Annotated in this window: 12 protein-coding genes, 2 tRNA genes and 3 rRNA genes; 13 read left to right on the forward strand and 4 right to left on the reverse strand. The window is 48.4% G+C overall.

Annotation, left to right across the window (positions count from 1 at the left end; translation table 11 throughout):
- The first annotated feature begins 65 nt into the window (after positions 1–65).
- The 4 genes from OIM59_RS00700 to OIM59_RS00715 are packed head-to-tail and all read left to right on the forward strand — an operon-like array spanning position 66 to position 4,282.
- Positions 66–644, forward strand: coding sequence for a TlpA disulfide reductase family protein (locus OIM59_RS00700; RefSeq protein ID WP_299169851.1), 579 nt, complete (start codon positions 66–68; stop codon positions 642–644).
- 19 nt (positions 645–663) lie between these two features.
- Complete coding sequence (locus OIM59_RS00705) at positions 664–1,551, forward strand: electron transfer flavoprotein subunit beta/FixA family protein (protein WP_022355034.1); 888 nt, start codon at positions 664–666, stop codon at positions 1,549–1,551.
- Between the two features lie 5 nt (positions 1,552–1,556).
- Entirely contained in the window at positions 1,557–2,576 is a 1,020-nt protein-coding gene (locus tag OIM59_RS00710) for an electron transfer flavoprotein subunit alpha/FixB family protein (RefSeq protein ID WP_118431935.1), read from the forward strand.
- Positions 2,576–4,282 (forward strand): acyl-CoA dehydrogenase family protein, encoded by a 1,707-nt coding sequence (locus tag OIM59_RS00715; RefSeq protein ID WP_299169843.1) that lies wholly within the window; start codon positions 2,576–2,578, stop codon positions 4,280–4,282. The genes OIM59_RS00710 and OIM59_RS00715 overlap by 1 nt, the downstream gene beginning before the upstream one ends.
- A gap of 159 nt (positions 4,283–4,441) precedes the next feature.
- On the opposite strand, the gene OIM59_RS00720 is transcribed toward OIM59_RS00715, so the two are convergent.
- Both OIM59_RS00720 and OIM59_RS00725 read right to left on the reverse strand, forming a co-directional pair.
- Entirely contained in the window at positions 4,442–4,801 is a 360-nt protein-coding gene (locus tag OIM59_RS00720; RefSeq protein WP_303894287.1) for a hypothetical protein, read from the reverse strand.
- A gap of 3 nt (positions 4,802–4,804) precedes the next feature.
- Positions 4,805–5,350, reverse strand: a complete 546-nt coding sequence (locus tag OIM59_RS00725; RefSeq protein ID WP_303898127.1) for an RNA polymerase sigma factor — start codon at positions 5,348–5,350, stop codon at positions 4,805–4,807.
- A 133-nt stretch (positions 5,351–5,483) separates the two neighbouring features.
- On the opposite strand from OIM59_RS00725, the gene OIM59_RS00730 reads away from it, so the two are divergent.
- Both OIM59_RS00730 and OIM59_RS00735 read left to right on the forward strand, forming a co-directional pair.
- Entirely contained in the window at positions 5,484–5,885 is a 402-nt protein-coding gene (locus tag OIM59_RS00730; protein WP_299169840.1) for a DUF6249 domain-containing protein, read from the forward strand.
- A 189-nt stretch (positions 5,886–6,074) separates the two neighbouring features.
- Positions 6,075–6,488, forward strand: coding sequence for a hypothetical protein (locus OIM59_RS00735; protein WP_299169838.1), 414 nt, complete (start codon positions 6,075–6,077; stop codon positions 6,486–6,488).
- A 307-nt stretch (positions 6,489–6,795) separates the two neighbouring features.
- On the opposite strand, the gene OIM59_RS00740 is transcribed toward OIM59_RS00735, so the two are convergent.
- Together OIM59_RS00740 and OIM59_RS00745 are read right to left on the reverse strand one after the other, a co-directional pair.
- Positions 6,796–9,180, reverse strand: coding sequence for an FtsX-like permease family protein (locus OIM59_RS00740; RefSeq protein WP_303894290.1), 2,385 nt, complete (start codon positions 9,178–9,180; stop codon positions 6,796–6,798).
- Between the two features lie 35 nt (positions 9,181–9,215).
- A complete protein-coding gene (locus OIM59_RS00745; RefSeq protein WP_303894293.1) occupies positions 9,216–11,564 on the reverse strand; it encodes an ABC transporter permease in 2,349 nt (782 codons plus the stop codon).
- 1,558 nt (positions 11,565–13,122) lie between these two features.
- Between OIM59_RS00745 and OIM59_RS00750 the strand changes: the two genes are divergently transcribed.
- From OIM59_RS00750 to OIM59_RS00780, 7 genes are all read left to right on the forward strand, one after another.
- Positions 13,123–14,650 (forward strand): 16S ribosomal RNA (locus tag OIM59_RS00750).
- A gap of 152 nt (positions 14,651–14,802) precedes the next feature.
- A tRNA-Ile gene (locus tag OIM59_RS00755) sits at positions 14,803–14,876 on the forward strand.
- Positions 14,877–14,960: 84 nt separating this feature from the next.
- Positions 14,961–15,034, forward strand: a tRNA-Ala gene (locus tag OIM59_RS00760).
- 111 nt (positions 15,035–15,145) lie between these two features.
- Positions 15,146–18,028: ribosomal RNA gene (locus OIM59_RS00765) — 23S ribosomal RNA — on the forward strand.
- 161 nt (positions 18,029–18,189) lie between these two features.
- Positions 18,190–18,300: ribosomal RNA gene (rrf, locus tag OIM59_RS00770) — 5S ribosomal RNA — on the forward strand.
- The 16S, 23S and 5S rRNA genes sit together here with 2 tRNA genes alongside, the layout of an rRNA operon.
- Before the next feature lie 151 nt (positions 18,301–18,451).
- Positions 18,452–19,096 (forward strand): MarC family protein, encoded by a 645-nt coding sequence (locus tag OIM59_RS00775; protein WP_072541694.1) that lies wholly within the window; start codon positions 18,452–18,454, stop codon positions 19,094–19,096.
- Positions 19,097–19,263: 167 nt separating this feature from the next.
- Positions 19,264–19,710 (forward strand): hypothetical protein, encoded by a 447-nt coding sequence (locus OIM59_RS00780; protein WP_299170273.1) that lies wholly within the window; start codon positions 19,264–19,266, stop codon positions 19,708–19,710.
- Positions 19,711–19,712: the final 2 nt, after the last annotated feature.

The following is a 19,712-nucleotide window of genomic DNA, read 5'->3' on the forward strand; positions in this document are numbered from 1 at the left end:
CGGACTCAAAGATAAACAAGTTCTGAGAGTTTGCAAAACTTGTGTTTCTTGTTTATCTTTACCGTATGAAGTGGAATCGGATTTTTTTAGGGGTTTTTCTCGGATGCCTGTGCTTGTCCTGTATCCGGGATGAGGTTCCGGCGGGTGCGGATATCGTGGGGCCGGGAGATAGATTGCCCGATTTTTCGGTGGTACTGAACGACGGTTCAGTGGTGAGCCGGGAATCGTTGAGGGGGAAGGTGGCCGTGCTGGTGTTTTTTCATACAGACTGTCCGGATTGTCAGCAGGAGCTTCCTGTCATACAGCGGTTGTATGAGGAATATGCTTCTTCGGCCGAGGTATGTATCTGTGCCGTCAGCCGGGAAGAAGGGGAAGCAGAAGTGGCTTCTTATTGGCAGGCCCATGCGCTGACTATTCCTTATTCGGCCCAGGAAGACAGGAGTGTCTATGCGCTTTTTTCCACGAGTGGAGTTCCTAAAGTCTATGTGTGCGGGCCGGACGGGAAAGTGGTTTCTGTCTATTCCGACAATCCCATCGCCACTTATTCCGAGTTGAAGGAAGATGTGGAGAATGCACGTATTTTTTCTTCATATCTTTTTGCGGAACAAATGGTTTCACTAAATTTGCCGACAAGAATTTACTAATACCAAAATAAAGAATCTAATGAGTTTGAAAATTGTAGTATTGGCAAAACAAGTTCCCGATACACGCTGTGTGGGAAAAGATGCCATGAATGCTGACGGTACCATCAACCGTGCGGCACTTCCGGCGATTTTTAATCCGGAAGACTTGAATGCCTTGGAACAGGCACTCAGACTGAAAGACACACATCCCGGTTCTACTGTGACAATTCTGACAATGGGACCAGGCCGTGCCGCTGAAATCATTCGTGAAGGATTATACAGAGGAGCCGACAACGGTTATCTGCTGACAGACCGTGCCTTTGCCGGTGCCGATACGCTGGCCACTTCGTATGCGCTGGCAACTGCCATCCGTAAGATTGGTGCATACGACATCATCGTGGGCGGGCGTCAGGCTATCGATGGAGATACCGCACAGGTAGGTCCGCAGGTGGCTGAAAAACTGGGATTACCGCAGGTAACTTACGTAGAAGAAATTGAAGAAGTAAAAGACGGACGCATCCGCGTGAAACGTCATATCGACGGGGGTGTGGAAACCGTAGAAGCTCCGCTGCCGATTGTATTGACGGTGAACGGCAGTGCCGCTCCTTGCCGTCCGCGCAATGCGAAACTGGTGCAGAAATACAAACGTGCACTGGGTGGTCAGGAAAAAGCGGCCATTACCAAAGACGGGGCAGAACTGCCTTATGCTTCTTTGTATGAAAGCCGTCCTTATCTGAACATCACGGAATGGAGCGTAGCCGATGTAAACGGTGACACGAAACAATGCGGTCTGTCGGGTTCTCCGACCAAGGTGAAGAAGATTGAAAACATCATCTTCCAGGCAAAGGAAAGCAAGACACTCACCGGCAGCGATGCAGACGTAGAGAATTTGATTGTTGAACTGTTGGCTAACCATACTATCGGATAAAGACTATGAATAACGTATTTGTATATTGTGAGATGGAAGGTGCCCATGTGGCCGATGTCAGTCTCGAACTTTTAACCAAAGGTCGTAAGTTGGCCAACCAGCTGGGATGCCAGTTGGAAACGATTTGTGCCGGCAGTGGCCTTGCAGATGTAGAAAAACAAGTTTTGCCATACGGAGTAGACCGCGTGCATGTGTTCGACGCTCCGGGCTTGTTCCCTTATACTTCACTTCCTCATACTTCTATTCTTGTCAACTTGTTCAAGGAAGAAAAACCGCAGATTTGCCTGATGGGTGCGACGGTGATTGGTCGTGACCTGGGGCCGCGTGTGTCTTCAGCCTTGACGAGTGGTCTGACTGCCGACTGTACGCAGCTGGAAATCGGTAACCATGAAGACAAGAAGAACGGTATCACTTACGAAAACCTGTTGTATCAGATTCGTCCGGCTTTCGGCGGTAACATTGTGGCTACCATCGTCAATCCGGAACATCGTCCGCAGATGGCTACCGTTCGTGAAGGGGTGATGAAGAAAGAAATCGTAGATGCCAACTACCAGGGTGAAGTGATTCGTCACGACGTGGCGAAGTATGTGCCCGAAACGGATTATGTGGTGAAGGTTATCGACCGTCACGTGGAAAAAGCGAAACATAATCTGAAAGGAGCACCTATCGTGGTAGCCGGTGGTTACGGTATGGGTAGCAAGGAAGGTTTCGACATGCTGTTCGAACTGGCCAAGGAACTTCATGCAGAAGTCGGTGCCAGCCGTGCAGCGGTAGATGCCGGTTTCTGTGAACACGACCGTCAGATTGGTCAGACAGGGGTAACGGTACATCCGAAATTGTATATCGCTTGCGGTATTTCCGGACAGATTCAGCACATCGCCGGTATGCAGGATGCAGGTATCATCATTTCTGTGAACAGCGACCCGAATGCGCCGATCAACACCATCGCTGACTATGTCATCAACGGTACGGTGGAAGAGGTAATCCCGAAAATGATTAAGTATTATAAAAAGAACAGTAAATAATGGCAAACTTTTATACAGAACATCCGGAACTCAAGTTTCACTTGAACAATCCGATGATGGAGCGTATCTGTCAGTTGAAAGAACGCGATTACAGAGATAAAGACGAGTACGATTATGCGCCGCAGGATTATGCGGATGCCATCGACTCTTACGATAAAGTGTTGGAAATAACCGGTGAAATCACGGGTGAGGTGATTGCACCCAATGCTGAAGGAGTAGACCAGGAAGGTCCGCATCATGCCAATGGCCGTGTGGAATATGCTTCGGGTACAAAGGCTAACCTGGAGGCTATGGTAAAGGCCGGATTGAACGGAATGACCATGCCGCGCCGTTTCGGTGGCTTGAACTTCCCGATTACGCCGTACACCATGTGCGCGGAAATCGTGGCACAGGCTGATGCCGGTTTCGGTAACATCTGGTCTTTGCAGGACTGTATTGAAACCTTGTATGAGTTCGGTAACGAAGACCAGCATAGCCGTTTCATTCCGCGTATCTGTGCGGGCGAAACCATGTCTATGGACTTGACTGAACCGGATGCAGGTTCCGATTTGCAGAGCGTGATGCTGAAGGCTACGTACGATGAGGCCAACAACTGTTGGCGTCTGAACGGAGTGAAACGTTTCATCACGAACGGTGATGCCAATATTCACTTGGTATTGGCCCGTTCGGAAGAAGGTACTCACGACGGTCGTGGCTTGTCTATGTTCATCTATGACAAGAACGATGGTGGAGTTGACGTACGTCGTATTGAAAACAAGCTGGGTATCCATGGTTCTCCGACTTGTGAACTGGTGTACAAGAATGCGAAGGCTGAACTTTGTGGCGACCGCAAGCTTGGTTTGATTAAATACGTCATGGCATTGATGAACGGTGCCCGTCTAGGTATCGCGGCTCAGTCAGTAGGTTTGAGCCAGGCTGCTTACGATGAAGCGTTGGCATACGCAAAAGACCGTAAGCAGTTCGGTAAGGCGATTATCGAATTCCCGGCAGTGTACGACATGCTGGCTACCATCAAGGCGAAACTGGATGCCGGTCGTGCGTTGTTGTATCAGACTTCCCGTTATGTGGATATCTACAAAGCCTTGGACGACATCGCCCGCGAACGCAAGCTGACTCCGGAAGAACGTCAGGAGCAGAAACGCTATGCGAAACTGGCCGACAGTTTTACCCCGCTGGCAAAAGGTATGAACTCTGAATATGCCAACCAGAATGCCTACGACTGTATCCAGGTACACGGCGGTTCCGGCTTCATGATGGAATATGCGTGTCAGCGTATCTACCGTGATGCCCGTATCACCAGCATCTATGAAGGAACTACTCAGTTGCAGACGGTTGCTGCCATCCGTTATGTGACCAATGGTTCGTATGCGGCTACTTTGCATGAATTTGAAACGATACCTTGTGCACCGGAATATGAAGGTTACATGAACCGTATCAAGGACATGACCCGTAAGCTGGAAGCTTGCACCAATGCAGTGAAGGAAGCACAGAACCAGGAACTGCTGGATTTCGTGGCCCGTCGTTTGTATGAAATGGCAGCTGTCTGCGTGATGAGCCACTTGCTGTTGCAGGATGCCACCAAGGCTCCTGAAATGTTCGGCAAGTCACTGAATGTGTATGTGAACTATGCAGAGGCTGAAGTGGAAAAACATTTCAACTTCATCCGCAAGTTCCAGACTGAAGAACTGGCAAGCTACCGGAAATAAGTTTCTGGCTGTATTTTCAAATAAGAGCGGCTGACTGAATAAGTCATCACATAAAATCCTCCTGAGGTTAGTTCGAATGAAAGACTGGCGCAGGAGGATTTTTTTCTGTTTTTATGAATAATGTGCTCCGTTGGGTGGGCTGGCTTTTGAACCGCTTCTTTAAGTGTGTGAAATGAGTTTTTTCCGTAGCCATCGGTCGAACAGGAAGAGCAGGAAGAGGGCACAGAGAATAGGCAAATAAAATAGCCAGGTCTGTAGGGAAGGACTGTCTTCTTGCAAGGTTTGTAGCAGGGCGAGGATTTTATTTCCGTATTGCCAGCACAAAATCCCCAGGCAACCTCCACCTGCCAGAAAGGTAGTGACGAGCATAAGGATGAACAATCTTTTCTCTTGCCGCTTTTCGCGTAGCAAGGTTTCCTGATGAATCTTCTGCATCATCCGGTAACTGAAATTGCTGGGCAACCGGTAGTCAGGCTGCTGGCTGAGAGCCTTTTTAAGTCCTTTATCGGTGGTATTCATAAGTCAATCCTCCTCTTTCATTAAGGTACATAATTTTTTGCGGACGCGGTGTAGTTTCACTTTTACATTATTTTCGGTCAGGTGAAGGATATAGGCTATTCCCGTCACCGGTTTCTCTTCTTCATAGAAGAGTGTCACCAGGGCCTTCTCGTCCGAAGTCAGACGGGTGAGGGCTCGTTGCAGCTTTTCTATCTGTACTTCATTTTCCGTATTGAGTGCTTCATCTACTTCCGTATCCGACAGGCTGTTCCACATCCGGTCGTCGAACGAAAGGAGTTCATGCTCTTTCTTCCGCAGGGCGGAGGTGGCGGTGTTGTAGGCGATGCGATAAATCCAGGTAGAGAAACTGCTGTTCTCCTGAAACGAGGCAAGGTGGGTGAAGGCTTTCATAAAACAGTCTTGCGTCAGTTCTTCTGCATCTTCCGGCGAGCCTACCATGCGGACAATCAGATGAAACACCTGTGGCCCGTAAGTATCCAAAAAGTAGGAGAACTGTTCGGTTCTCCCGCTCAAAATGGATGCGATGATATGTGATTCCTCGTTTTGCATGATGCCTTTTAGACGCGGGGTCGAATGAAAGGTTACAGCTTGGCGAGAAAATTTTTTTATGCTCATGGAGTGTAACCTTTTCCGGGGATATGCGTCTAAAGGGGCAAAGTAACAAATTAAAAACGAAACGACGATGGAAGAATTAATGATTGTGGCCAATGTGGCCATTGTATTTGGAGTGATTTACAAACTGTTTGAACTGTTTGCTGGAAGAAGAGAGCGGATGATGCTGATTGAGAAACTGGGAGATAAGCTGACGCCGGAGACTTTTAAGCATGGAATTGTGTATCGGCCCAGCTTGTTCTCTTTTGGTGGATTACGAGTGGGATGTCTGCTGTTGGGGATAGGTGTAGGATTGTTGATTGGATATGGTCTGGTGTATGCCACTCAGCCGGAATATTTTATGGAGGACCCAAGCCAAGTAGTAAAACATACGGTTTCCGTCATTTACGGAGCCAGTGTGTTGCTGGGAGGCGGTTTAGGCCTGGTCATCTCCTATTTGATTGAAAAGAAGCAGCTGGATAAGGAGAAATAAAAGTTCATTTTACTCTCGGACAAAGCGGTTTGATACGGAATAGAGGTGTCAAATCGCTTTTTTTGTGGTGTGATTTACCTTAAATATGTGCATTTATTCTTTATTTATCCAAACAGATGCAATATTTTAAACTCAAACAGGATATTCTTTGTAATTTTACTGAGAGGTAAATTATGGAGATTTTGGGTTATGAAATGGAATTACATGGCAGGAGTGGTATGTGCTTTCATGCTGTTTGCAGGTCAGGTACATGCACAAGTGGAAGGAATGGATTCGCTTCAGATGGTGATGTTCCATGATGAGGCGAATGAATTGAAAGAAATGGTAATCTGTCCGCCGGTATTTTGTTCCTTGCCCGACGGGAAGCGCGTGAAGATGAAAATCTGCAACGACGGAGAGGAAACGGTGCGTAAAGTCTCGTTTTGCCTGTTCTATAAGAAGAAAAGGGTCTGTAAGATCCGTCTGCCGCACATGCAGAAAGGAGCAACCTATGAGTTTGCGGTGAATATCCACGAAAAACTGTCGCGGAAAGACCGGGAGAATCTGGAGTTCGAGTTGAAAAAAGGCCGATGCTATCGAATGTATAAGCTTCCGTCTTATTAGAGTGAGGATGGCTCTGCACTTTTTTAGCTTTGCTTCTTTACTTGTTAAGAGATTTAATCAAAGAGTAGGAAGTAGTTAATGTATGTTGTAAAACATTCTTTTTTACTCTCAGACTTTGCCGTTCCAAATAAAATAAATACTTTTGCACTGTGTTTTTCATAGTATTAGATTTAAGGTTAACAAAGGTTGGAGTTCAGCGGAACTCCTTTTTTTATGCCCATACGTCTGGGGCTGAAAAAAGGCCATTTCCATGGGTGATGGAAACAGCCTTTTCAAAGTAATTCACTATTGTTTTTTCTGATTGATTTTATTCCGATTTCAGGCAGTCTATCGGATTGCTGGTGGCCGTCCGGTAATTCTGTATCGTAATGGTAACCAAGGTAATGGCACTGATAAGCAGGCAGGTGCAGAGGAAGACCCAGGGCGAGATGGGAATCCGTTCATTGAACTGCTTCAGCCATTCTGATACGGCATACCAGGCGATGGGACTGGCGATGAGGGAACATACCACTGAGAGAATCAGATAGGAACGTCCGAACATCCAGAGAATTTGCCGGATGGAGGCTCCGTAGACCTTGCGTACGCCGATTTCCTTCTGCCGGTGTTCGGCCTCAAATATAATCAGGCCGAATACGCCTACCAATGAAATGAGGATGGCTAGCAGACTGAACCAGGTAATGATTTTTTGCTGGTCGGTTTCCTTCTGATACAGTTGTCCGTAGACCTGGTCATAGAACTTCACTTCGGTGGGATAACCGGTGAAGCAGTCACTGATGGTCTCGCGGATGTGTTTCAGGGCGGTATCCATGTCGCTTCCGGCTTTTACGCGGATATAGGCAAACGGCAAAACTTGGTTGCTGTAGGCGCCGTTGGGACAGAATATGTAAGGCACGGGATTCATCTTTAATGAAGTAAACTGCACGTTGTTCACATATCCTTTGAGAAGGGCTTTCATCCCCCACGGGAAAAAGTCGAGTGTCTCTCCTGCCGGAATACCGCTTTCTTGCTGCAAGTCCTGTGTGGCGATGAAGTTCAGCTGGGAGGTGTAAATGGAATCGCTGGGCAGGAAGTCGCTTCCCGACAGGATGTGCAGGCCCATGACGCGGCAGAAATTGGGAGTGACGTCAATATACCGATGTCCGTATTGACTCCCTTTGTAGGTGAAAGAATATTGCGTGTATCCTTCGCTGGCCCCCAGTTCCCATTTGGCATAGGCGATGTCGTCGATTTCCGCAAAACTCTTCAGTTGGCTGTCGAACTTGCGGTACGGACTGCTGTGGAAAGGCTGTTGGGGGAGGGACGCTACCAGTATCTGGTCTTTGTCGATGCCCAGTTCATGGTTGCGCATGAAGCGGTTCTGCAGGAAGATGAAAGCGGCAGTAGTAATCAGGGCGAACGAAACGATGTATTGGAAGCCGATGAGTACCGTACGCAACCGTTGTCCTTTTCCGCTCAGGGCGTAGTTGCCTTTCAACACGAGGGCAGGCGGGAAGGAGGTCATGTACCACGCCGGATACAGTCCTGCCACGATGCCGGTTAGCAGGGCTATCAGTCCGGTGTAGACCACGTATTTCCAGTAGACAAGCAGGGAGGGCGTGAAGCCCATGAAGGATAGCACGTTCAAGTGAATCAGGGCGGCCACGATGCACAGTGACAGCAACCAGCTGACCAGTACGATGACGACCGATTCTAGGGTCAGGGCACGGCGCAGTTCTCCGTTGGTACTTCCCAGCACTTTCTGGGTGTTGATGCTGCGCATGCGCATCGGAGCCAGTGCCGTACTGAAATTGATGAGGTTGATGCACGCGATAAGGATAATCAGGAAGCCGATGCTTACCAGCAAGGTCATGGTGCTGCGACTGCCCGTCTTGAAGTAGTAGGGGGAATACATGTCATAATACAGTTTCTGTATCGGGAAGGCATAGAGTTTCTGTGTGCCTGGCTCTCCGGTGAACAGTCGTTCGTCGACCCCTGTAGCCGTAATCTGTTGGTTGACTTCTTCTACGCTGACGCCCGGTTTCAGCAGGAAGAACGCATAGAAGTTCTGGCTGCCCCAGTCGTTCTCCTGCAGCTTTCCCATCGGTACGAAAAGGTCGTTCTTGAACTGGCAGTTCTCGGGGAGGTCTTCAAAGATACCGCATATCCGGAACTTCGTGGCTTCCGGACTTCGCCAGTCTGGGGTGTCTGCATACAGATAGGAGCCCAAGGCGTTTCCTTTGGGGAACAGTTTGCGGGCATAGCTCTCGGAGATAATGACACTTTCCGGCTGGTTCATTTCCTGGTCGCTGCCTTCCACAAACTTCAGTCCGATGATTTTGCCGAAGTCCGGATATACGGCCCACGGTTCTTCGTAGAAATATTGCGGATTCTTGGGGTCGGTGTAGAAAGCCTGCTTGGACCAGGCAGGGGAATAGATGGTACCGTATTCGATGCCGGGCACTTGCTGGATGAGGTAGTCGATAGGACCTCGGGGAAGGATACTGACATGATTGCTTCCTTTGGCTTCTGACAGGTTCAGCATGACCAAGCGGTCGGCATGGGGATAGCAGGTATCGAAATTGCGCTCGTAGCTCACCTTCATCATGAGCAGGACAAAGGCGGCAAAGGCGGCCGAAAGCCCCAGCAGGTTCAGCACGGAGGCGGTCCGGAAGCGCTTCAGGGTGTAAAAAAGATTCCGTAAAATGGTTTTCATATCGTTGTTATTTTATGTTTTGGGTTTGATAGAGATTATTCGGTCTTCAGGTTGCATACCGGATTTTCCCGTACGGCTTTTCGGCTGATGAGCCAGACGGAGGCCAGGGAGATGAGGCTCACAATCAGGAAGGCGGCAATCGGTACCCACCAGGGGAAACTGCTCTCGTAGGTTACAATCTTGTCTATCTGGCGGACTCCTACATACATCAGCGGGAGCGCAATCAGCAGACTGATAATGAGTGAGACAGAAGAGAATTTCATCAGTTGCATCATTTCGTGGCGGCTGTCGGAACCGAAGACTTTGCGGATGGCAATGTCGCGTTTCCGCTGGGCGATGAAATAGATGCTCATGGCGGTCAGTCCCAGCAGGGAGATGACCAGTGCCGCGCAGGTGAAAATGCGAATCAGCTGGCTCATGCGGCTAATATCTTCATACATGTCCTGCATCAGGGTGTCATACCATTTTGATTCAAACGGATATCCATCTATCACCTTGGAATAGAGCTGGTCGAGTTGCTTCTTATAAGTTTCCGGTTGGCCGTCGCGTACTTCCACCAGAATGTTCCAGGGACTGATGCTGTCGGCAGGAGCAATCTGCATGCGCAGCGGATGAGGGTCTTTTTCCAGTAGAGATTGAATTTGAAAGTCTTTGAATTCGCCGGTGATGTTCCAGGAATAGTTTCCGTCACTGCTGTTGACATGGTCGGTAAAGCCCAGTTGTTTCAGCTTTTTCATGGCCGATTGGCTCACCAGGTAATTGTGCGTATCGAATGCGGCATGACGGTCGTCCGTGATTTGGATGTGAAACATGTCGATAAAGGCCGAATCAACGATAAATGTCTGGAAGCTTAGCACCTGGGTACTGTCGGTGGAGTTAAAGTTCATCGTGTCGTTATTGCCTCCGTCCAAGGGGGTACCGTTTGAAAAACTGACGTGCTTCACAAAGGGGAGTTTTTGGGCTTCGTGGCGGAAGAGTTGTAACTTTTGGTCGTTAGACATTCGGGGATAAGAGAGTACGTGTCCATATTCATATCCCAATGGGGCGTGCAGGATGCGGTAAATCTGTACAGTCAGGTAGAGGGCGCATCCCAACATGGCGATGGTCAGCCCGTTTTGCACGATATTCAGCAAGCGGAGATATAACGTCTTGGTCTTCCGGCGGAAAGTACCTTTTACGATGTCCAGCGGATGGTAGTGCGACAGCATCGTGGCGGGTACGAAACCGGAAAGCAGGGAAAGTACGACAATCAGAAGCAGATAGCAGGATACGGTGACAGGATTTAAGCCTCCTACGATGTCGAGCCGTGTGTGAAGCAAGTCCATAGCGGTCGGTTCAGCAGCTTTGGCCAGCAAGAAACCTACCAGGAAAGCGAAGGTGGTCATCAGGAACGACTCGGCAATCATGCGCCAGAAAATATCCTTCTTGGAAGAACCTAGCAGGCGGCGGGCAGCCATTTCCTTTGCCCGGTAGCTGGTCTGGGCCACGCTCATGCTGATGTAGTTGAAGGTGGCCATACACAGAATCAAGATGCTGATGGTCAGGAAAATAAATACCAGTTTCCGGCTGTATTGGTTAAGGGTTGCTCCAGCAGCAGGAATGTCGGAGAAATAAAAATCATGCACAGGTATAAAGCGTACTTCTTTTACGGCGTCGTATTGGTAAATCCAGAAGAATTCCTTGAAGAAGCGGGCGATGTCACTTGCCTTGTCGTTGGGATTGACATTCGGATGGAAGCGCAGGAAGAAGATGCAGCTGGCGGCATTGCCCAACTCGGTATTTTCTTCGCTGGCACTCCAATGAACATACCGTACATTCTTATGAGGACTGAATGCTTCAATGTTGGAAGGAAAGATGGAGTTGTCAATGTCTTTTATGATACCGCTTACCGTACATTTCTGGTTGCCGAATGCCTGTTCTATGAGGGTTTTACCCAGCGCATGCTCCGTACCGAACAGCTTGATGGCGCAGGAACGTGTCAGCACGATGCTGTTTGCATTGGCCAGCAAGGTTTCCGGATTCCCTTCCAGCAGATGGAAATTGAAGAACCGGAAGAAGTTTTCGCGGACAAACATCATTTGTATATTCACGGGCTTGTCATTGGTTTTGACAAACTGTTCGTAGGAACCGCTCACGGCGCACCAGTCCTCTATTTCCGGGTAACGGCTTTGTAGTTTGTCGCCCAGCAGGATATGACCTCCTGCCCATATTTCGCTGGCCAGTACGTAAGTCCGGTCTGCGTCTTTCATGTCTTTGTCTACAGTGAGTTGTCGGGTCACCATGTGGCTTATCAGCAGGAAGAACATCAGGGAGATGCTTAACCCGATGACGTTGACAAAGGTGAAGAGTTTGTTGCGTTGTAAGAATGTAAGGTAAGTTTTCATGCTCTGTGGTTATATTTTTGTTTGTTGTCATTCTTGATACAATTTCCGTGCCATTATCGCAAGTAGCTGATTGATAGAATTATGCTGATTTTGCGATGGAAAAGGAGTGTCTAATTTTTTGACAATGAGTGTATGATTTTTAGACAATCGTAAGTCTTATTTCAAGAGTATAATATCCCGCATCGTGGAGTGTTGCACTTTTTCAGTTTTAATCCTTGTTCTGTTAATGGATTTTATCGGGCCATGTCAGATGGTTAATATGTGTTGTAAAACATAACTTTTCAGCTGTTTCTTTTGTGGTTTCAACCGGAATGTTTACTTTTGCACTGTGTTTTTCATAGTATTAGATTTAAGGTTAACAAAGGTTGGAGTTCAGCGGAACTCCTTTTTTTATGTCCTTATGTGAGGTTTCCTTTTTTCTGTTTGCTGAGTCGTTTTTTTATTTGTTCGTTTTTCTGTAAGTTTTCCTTCAAGCTGTTTCTTCAGTTTTTCCTGTAAGCACCTACTTATTTTTCCTTGTAAGCACCCCATTTGTTTTTCAAACTCTTCGTTTTTCCTCCTTCAAGCATTCCGTATTGAAGAAATGCCGGTGAGATAATCCTTCGTTGCCTTTAAGTTTTCTATGTTTCCGTTAGGGGAGACGTATGTTTTCCTTTCGTGAAACGTACGTTTTCCCCGGCGGAAACCTACGTTTCCCGAGAGGAAAACATAGAAAATGTCGGGAGTCTCTGAAAAAAATGTGCCTGCGGTGTGAATTTTCCGGGGCGTTATTTGTCATGCCGCCTGTGAAAATCACGGCTTTTATGATGGACTGGTACCTCTGTTTCCTGCGTTCTCGGATGTTTTTCCGGTTTTTGGCCTTCGTGCAAAGAAATTTCGTGCAGGATTTTTCCGTGTTTCCGCTGTTCTCTTGTACCAGTTCGGTGTGCATCTTTGCCTTTTCTTTTTACACATGCGCTCATGTGCGCGTGCACGCGCCCGCGCGAAATATATAATGTAGGGCTGTTCCCGTCCGTTCCCGGAGGTGTCGGAAAAACATGCCCTGCAACACGTTCTTTTCCAGGTATTTATAAAAATCTTCAAAAATTTCTTCAAAAAAGAGTGTGATAAAAGTTGCAGGATCGGAAAAAGTGCGTACCTTTGCAACCGCTTTCGAGAGGGAGAGCCGCTGAGAATGACAGACTGGTGAAGAGAGGCAGACTATCAAAGGCGCTGCACCCGAGTATCTTACCTTGCAAGACGGCAAGGGAGCGAGAAACGGATAAGCCCCGCGAGGTCCTCCCGAGAAACTTTTTCGAAAAAACTTTCGGAAAAATTTGGAGGGAAAGAAAAAACGCCTTACCTTTGCAAACGCTTTCCCGCTGAAACGGGAGCACGAAAGAAAGATAGTTCTTTGAAAGACTTTAGATAAACAAACGAAGATGTAGTACAAGAAGTAGTCTTATATATAATGTATATATGGGATGAAACAAGAACCGTCAATAACCTGAAAAGGATATGAAAGAATCGGTTTCCTGGAACAGAATCAACGATACCCGCAAGGGTAAGAAAATATTTTACAATGAAGAGTTTGATCCTGGCTCAGGATGAACGCTAGCTACAGGCTTAACACATGCAAGTCGAGGGGCAGCATGAACTTAGCTTGCTAAGTTTGATGGCGACCGGCGCACGGGTGAGTAACGCGTATCCAACCTTCCGCTTACTCGGGAATAGCCTTTCGAAAGAAAGATTAATACCCGATGGTATCTTAAGCGCACATGCAAATAAGATTAAAGATTTATCGGTAAGCGATGGGGATGCGTTCCATTAGATAGTAGGCGGGGTAACGGCCCACCTAGTCGACGATGGATAGGGGTTCTGAGAGGAAGGTCCCCCACATTGGAACTGAGACACGGTCCAAACTCCTACGGGAGGCAGCAGTGAGGAATATTGGTCAATGGGCGCGAGCCTGAACCAGCCAAGTAGCGTGAAGGATGAAGGTCCTACGGATTGTAAACTTCTTTTATAAGGGAATAAAGTCACCCACGTGTGGGTGTTTGTATGTACCTTATGAATAAGCATCGGCTAACTCCGTGCCAGCAGCCGCGGTAATACGGAGGATGCGAGCGTTATCCGGATTTATTGGGTTTAAAGGGAGCGTAGACGGGTCGTTAAGTCAGCTGTGAAAGTTTGGGGCTCAACCTTAAAATTGCAGTTGATACTGGCGTCCTTGAGTACGGTTGAGGCAGGCGGAATTCGTGGTGTAGCGGTGAAATGCTTAGATATCACGAAGAACCCCGATTGCGAAGGCAGCCTGCTAAGCCGCGACTGACGTTGAGGCTCGAAAGTGTGGGTATCAAACAGGATTAGATACCCTGGTAGTCCACACGGTAAACGATGGATACTCGCTGTTGGCGATAGACTGTCAGCGGCTTAGCGAAAGCGTTAAGTATCCCACCTGGGGAGTACGCCGGCAACGGTGAAACTCAAAGGAATTGACGGGGGCCCGCACAAGCGGAGGAACATGTGGTTTAATTCGATGATACGCGAGGAACCTTACCCGGGCTTGAATTGCAGACGAATTACGGGGAAACCCGTAAGCCGCAAGGCGTCTGTGAAGGTGCTGCATGGTTGTCGTCAGCTCGTGCCGTGAGGTGTCGGCTTAAGTGCCATAACGAGCGCAACCCTCGTGTCCAGTTACTATCAGGTAGTGCTGAGGACTCTGGACAGACTGCCATCGTAAGATGTGAGGAAGGTGGGGATGACGTCAAATCAGCACGGCCCTTACGTCCGGGGCTACACACGTGTTACAATGGGGGGTACAGAAGGCAGCTACCGGGCGACCGGATGCCAATCCCGAAAGCCTCTCTCAGTTCGGACTGGAGTCTGCAACCCGACTCCACGAAGCTGGATTCGCTAGTAATCGCGCATCAGCCACGGCGCGGTGAATACGTTCCCGGGCCTTGTACACACCGCCCGTCAAGCCATGAAAGCCGGGGGTACCTGAAGTGCGTAACCGCAAGGAGCGCCCTAGGGTAAAACTGGTAATTGGGGCTAAGTCGTAACAAGGTAGCCGTACCGGAAGGTGCGGCTGGAACACCTCCTTTCTGGAGAGGGACCGACGAAGGTTCTTGCCTTGTGCTGCAGATGAGTTTGTTTTTCGATATGAAGAGAGAAAGATGAAGCCGAGTCGGAACGGACGAGGTTGAACTGAAATCATCCAATTATTAATTATTCATTTTTAATTATTAATTGAAACAGTCCTATAGCTCAGTTGGTTAGAGCGCTACACTGATAATGTAGAGGTCGGCAGTTCAACTCTGCCTGGGACTACCTCGAAGAAAGGAAGCGAAAAAAAACTTCCTTAAAATTTTGCAGGAACGAAGGAAAATGCTTACCTTTGCAGCCGCAAAAAACGGGGGATTAGCTCAGCTGGCTAGAGCACCTGCTTTGCACGCAGGGGGTCAACGGTTCGAATCCGTTATTCTCCACTACAAAAAACGGTCTATGACATGATGTAACAAGCAAAAAGTAATTTTAGTACGAAAGCTAAAAGTATATATCATCCCGCACCCGTCGGAAGACGGAGTGTGCACGTGATAAGGAAAGTAGGAAAGGGCGCATGGCGGATGCCTTGGCTCTCGGAGGCGATGAAGGACGTGATAAGCTGCGATAAGCCGCGGGGAGGTGCAAATAACCTTTGATCCGCGGATTTCCGAATGGGACAACTCGGTGTGTTGAAGACGCATCATCCATCCTCAGATGGAGGCTAACGCAGGGAACTGAAACATCTTAGTATCTGCAGGAAAAGAAAATAACAATGATTCCCCCAGTAGTGGCGAGCGAACGGGGAAGAGCCCAAACCTCAGATGTTACGGCATCTGAGGGGTTGTAGGACCGCGACATCGCAAGACATCTCGTGAATGGAACTGTTTGGAAAATCAGACCGAAGACGGTGAGAGTCCGGTACATGAAGCGAGAGGAAGCGTAGCGGTATCCTGAGTAGCGCGGGACACGAGGAATCCTGCGTGAATCCGCCGGGACCATCCGGCAAGGCTAAATACTCCCGAGAGACCGATAGTGGACCAGTACCGTGAGGGAAAGGTGAAAAGCACTTCGAACAGAAGAGTGAAAGAGTACCTGAAACCGTGCGCCTACAAGCGGTCGGAGCGCGCAAGCGTGACGGCGTGCCTTTTGCATAATGAACCTACGAGTTGCCGTGTCTGGCAAGGTTAAGGGGCACGAGTCCCGGAGCCGAAGCGAAAGCGAGTCTGAACAGGGCGTCAAGTCAGATGCGGCAGACGCGAAACCAAGTGATCTACCCTTGGCCAGGATGAAGTCTGGGTAACACCAGATGGAGGTCCGCACCAATAAGCGTTGAAAAGCTTCTGGATGAGCTGAGGGTAGGGGTGAAAGGCTAATCAAACTTGGAGATAGCTCGTACTCCCCGAAATGCATTTAGGTGCAGCCTCGCGGGTTACTGATGTGAGGTAGAGCGACTGATTGGATGCGAGGGCTTCACCGCCTATCAAGTCCTGACAAACTCCGAATGCGCATCAGTTCTACCGCGGGAGTGAGGGCATGGGTGCTAAGGTCCGTGCCCGAGAGGAGAAGAATCCGGACTATCAGCTAAGGCCCCGAAATGACAGCTAAGTTAAACTAACGAAGTCTGATTGCTAAGACAGCTAGGATGTTGGCTTGGAAGCAGCCATTCATTTAAAGAGTGCGTAACAGCTCACTAGTCGAGGAATCGGGCGTGGATAATAATCGGGTATCAAGTTGTCTGCCGAAGCTATAGAACCAGCAATGGTTGGTAGGGGAGCATTCCATTCGGCGTCGAAGGCGTGGCGTGAGCCACTCTGGAGCGTATGGAAAAGCAAATGTAGGTATAAGTAACGATAAAGGGGGTGGGAAACCCCCTCGCCGAAAGACTAAGGTTTCCTGATCAACGCTAATCGGATCAGGGTAAGTCGGGTCCTAAGGCTCAGCCGAACGGCGAGGCCGATGGCAGAAACGGTTAATATTCCGTTACTACCTTTGAGGGTGACGTGGGGAAGCAGCAGTGACACCGCCGCCGGCTGACGGAATAGCCGGTTGAAGGGTGTAGGCGCCGATTTCCGCAGGCAAATCCACGGAAAGAGCCGAACCTGATAGTACGCCAACTCCTTCGGGAAGCGGTGATAGCGCGGGTAAGCAGACTGCCGAGAAAATCCGCTAAACATAACTTCAGAGGTACCCGTACCGCAAACGGACACACGTAGTCGGGTTGAATATACTAAGGCGCTTGAGTGAATCACGGTTAAGGAACTAGGCAAACTGACCCTGTAACTTCGGGATAAAGGGTCCCTACCCAGAAATGGGAGGGCGCAGAGAATAGGTCCAGGCAACTGTTTAACAAAAACACAGGGCTGTGCGAATATGAAAGTAGAGGTATACAGCCTGACACCTGCCCGGTGCTGGAAGGTTAAGAGGAGATGTCATCGCAAGAGAAGCATTGAATTGAAGCCCCAGTAAACGGCGGCCGTAACTATAACGGTCCTAAGGTAGCGAAATTCCTTGTCGGGTAAGTTCCGACCTGCACGAATGGTGTAATGATCCGGACGCTGTCTCAACCGTGAGCTCAGTGAAATTGTAGTATCGGTGAAGATGCCGATTACCCGCGATGGGACGAAAAGACCCCGTGAACCTTTACTATAGCTTAGCATTGAATTTGGGCACGCGATGTGTAGGATAGGTCGGAGGCTGAGAGACGGGCACGCCAGTGTTCGTGGAGCCGCTGTTGAAATACGACCCTTCGTTTGTTTGAGTTCTAACTCCGGGTTGGAGGACATTGCTTGGTGGGTAGTTTGACTGGGGTGGTCGCCTCCAAAAGCGTAACGGAGGCTTCTAAAGGTGCCCTCAGGACGATCGGTAACCGTCCGCAGAGTGTAATGGCATAAGGGCGCTTGACTGGGAGACAGACAGGTCGAGCAGGTAGGAAACTAGAGCATAGTGATCCGGTGTTTCCGTATGGAAGGGACATCGCTCAAAGGATAAAAGGTACTCCGGGGATAACAGGCTGATCCCTCCCAAGAGCTCATATCGACGGAGTGGTTTGGCACCTCGATGTCGGCTCGTCACATCCTGGGGCTGGAGAAGGTCCCAAGGGTTGGGCTGTTCGCCCATTAAAGTGGCACGCGAGCTGGGTTCAGAACGTCGTGAGACAGTTCGGTCTCTATCTATCGTGGGCGTATGAAATTTGCGTGGCTCTGACACTAGTACGAGAGGACCGTGTTGGACCGACCTCTGGTTTGCCGGTTGTGCCGCCAGGCGCATCGCCGGGTATCCAAGTCGGGATCGGATAAGCGCTGAAAGCATCTAAGTGCGAAGCCGGCCACAAGATTAGATTTCTCAGGGTCGTTGAAGACGACAACGTTGATAGGATGCAGGTGTAAAGCTGGAGACAGCAAAGCCGAGCATTACTAATTGCCCGTCAGCTTTCCTTATCCGCGCCGGGCGGATGGAACAGACATCGTAAGGATGATATATACGTTCAGCCGAGTGCTGAGATTGCTTGCTTGTAAGTCATGATGAAATATGATTGATAAGGAGAATGGATAGGTCATTATGTTCATTATTCATTATTCATTATTAATTGAAAGGATATTAAGGTGACTATGGCGCGAAGGTTCCACCTCTTCCCATTCCGAACAGAGAAGTTAAGCTTCGCCACGCCGATGGTACTGCGTACAAGTGGGAGAGTAGGTAGTCGCCGTTTTACAGAGAGCCTCGAGATAGCAATATCTCGGGGCTTTTTTTGTGCCCTTTCGCTTGCAAGAGATGCCGTAAAATTCCCTTTTATTTCTTTGTGTCTTATGGGTTCCTATTGATTTTATTGTATCTTTGTTTTGGTTTTTAAATATGTTTTTATGGATACAATTCTACCCTATGCACTGTTGTGCTTCACTTCCTTTTTCACATTGACAAATCCTCTGGGCACGATGCCGGTATTTCTGACCATGACCAACGGACTGGGAGAAAAGGAGCGTCAGCATATTGTGAAAAGAGCGACAATTATTTCTTTTATTATACTGGTTGCATTTACCTTTTGCGGACAGTTCCTGTTTAAGTTCTTCGGCATCTCTACCAACGGATTTCGTATTGCAGCCGGTATTATCATTCTGAAGATAGGTTATGATATGTTGCAGGCACGTTACACCAATACGAAGCTCAAGGACGAGGAAATCAAGGCGTATGCAGACGATATTTCCATTACACCGCTTTCTATCCCCATGCTGTGCGGACCGGGTGCCATTGCGAACGGCATTATAATGATGGATGATGCCCACACCTGGAGTCTGAAAGTGACGCTCGTTTCGGTGATTGCAGTGGTATATATTCTTACCTATATTATATTGCGTTTGTCCACCAGACTGGTTCGAGTGATTGGAGAAACTGGAAATAACGTCATGATGCGTTTGATGGGATTGATTCTGATGGTCATTGCCGTGGAATGCTTCGTGGGGGGAATGAAGCCGATATTAATCGATATCATTCAGGAAAGCCGTTTCTGACCGACAATTTATTGGAATTTATCTTTTAAATCCATCAAATCATAATAAATGTGTAATTTTGGCTGATATTTTGTAATTCTCTTTGCATTTTCAGATTAAATGATTATATTCCAGACGAGAAAGGATTTTCGGTACCTTCTTTTTATTAACTTTTAAAATCTGATTTTATGAAAGTGCTATTGGTCGGTCTGGAACGTGTCGGAAAGCTGTTCTCTATGGAGTCTCTTTTTAAGAAGAAACTCACCGAAGCTGACATGACCGATGTGGAGGTGGTAACAGCTGAGATGACAGAATTTGGTTCTCCGGGAGGGAGAAAGTTGGAACGGAACATGAACGAGGCTTTGCGCGATGAAGCGGACTTCGTGGTAGTAATGGAGCCGTGGCAGAAAGATTTGCTGACCCGCTTCATGGATTATCGGAATTGGCATAAGATTCATCTGTTTGCGGATATCTGCAAACGCAAGGCGAAAGCCGACATGCCATCCTGCGATGTAGATTTTGGCTATAGGAGCATGAAGGAAGAGATGAATGACGGATGCCGGAATTTATTGGAAGGATTGAAAATGCTTTTGAGAAAGCACGAGTCAGACTCATCTGATTTAGCAATGATTTAAGC

It is taken from the genome of Bacteroides mediterraneensis (genome assembly GCF_025993685.1).
Lineage (GTDB): Bacteria > Bacteroidota > Bacteroidia > Bacteroidales > Bacteroidaceae > Phocaeicola > Phocaeicola mediterraneensis_A.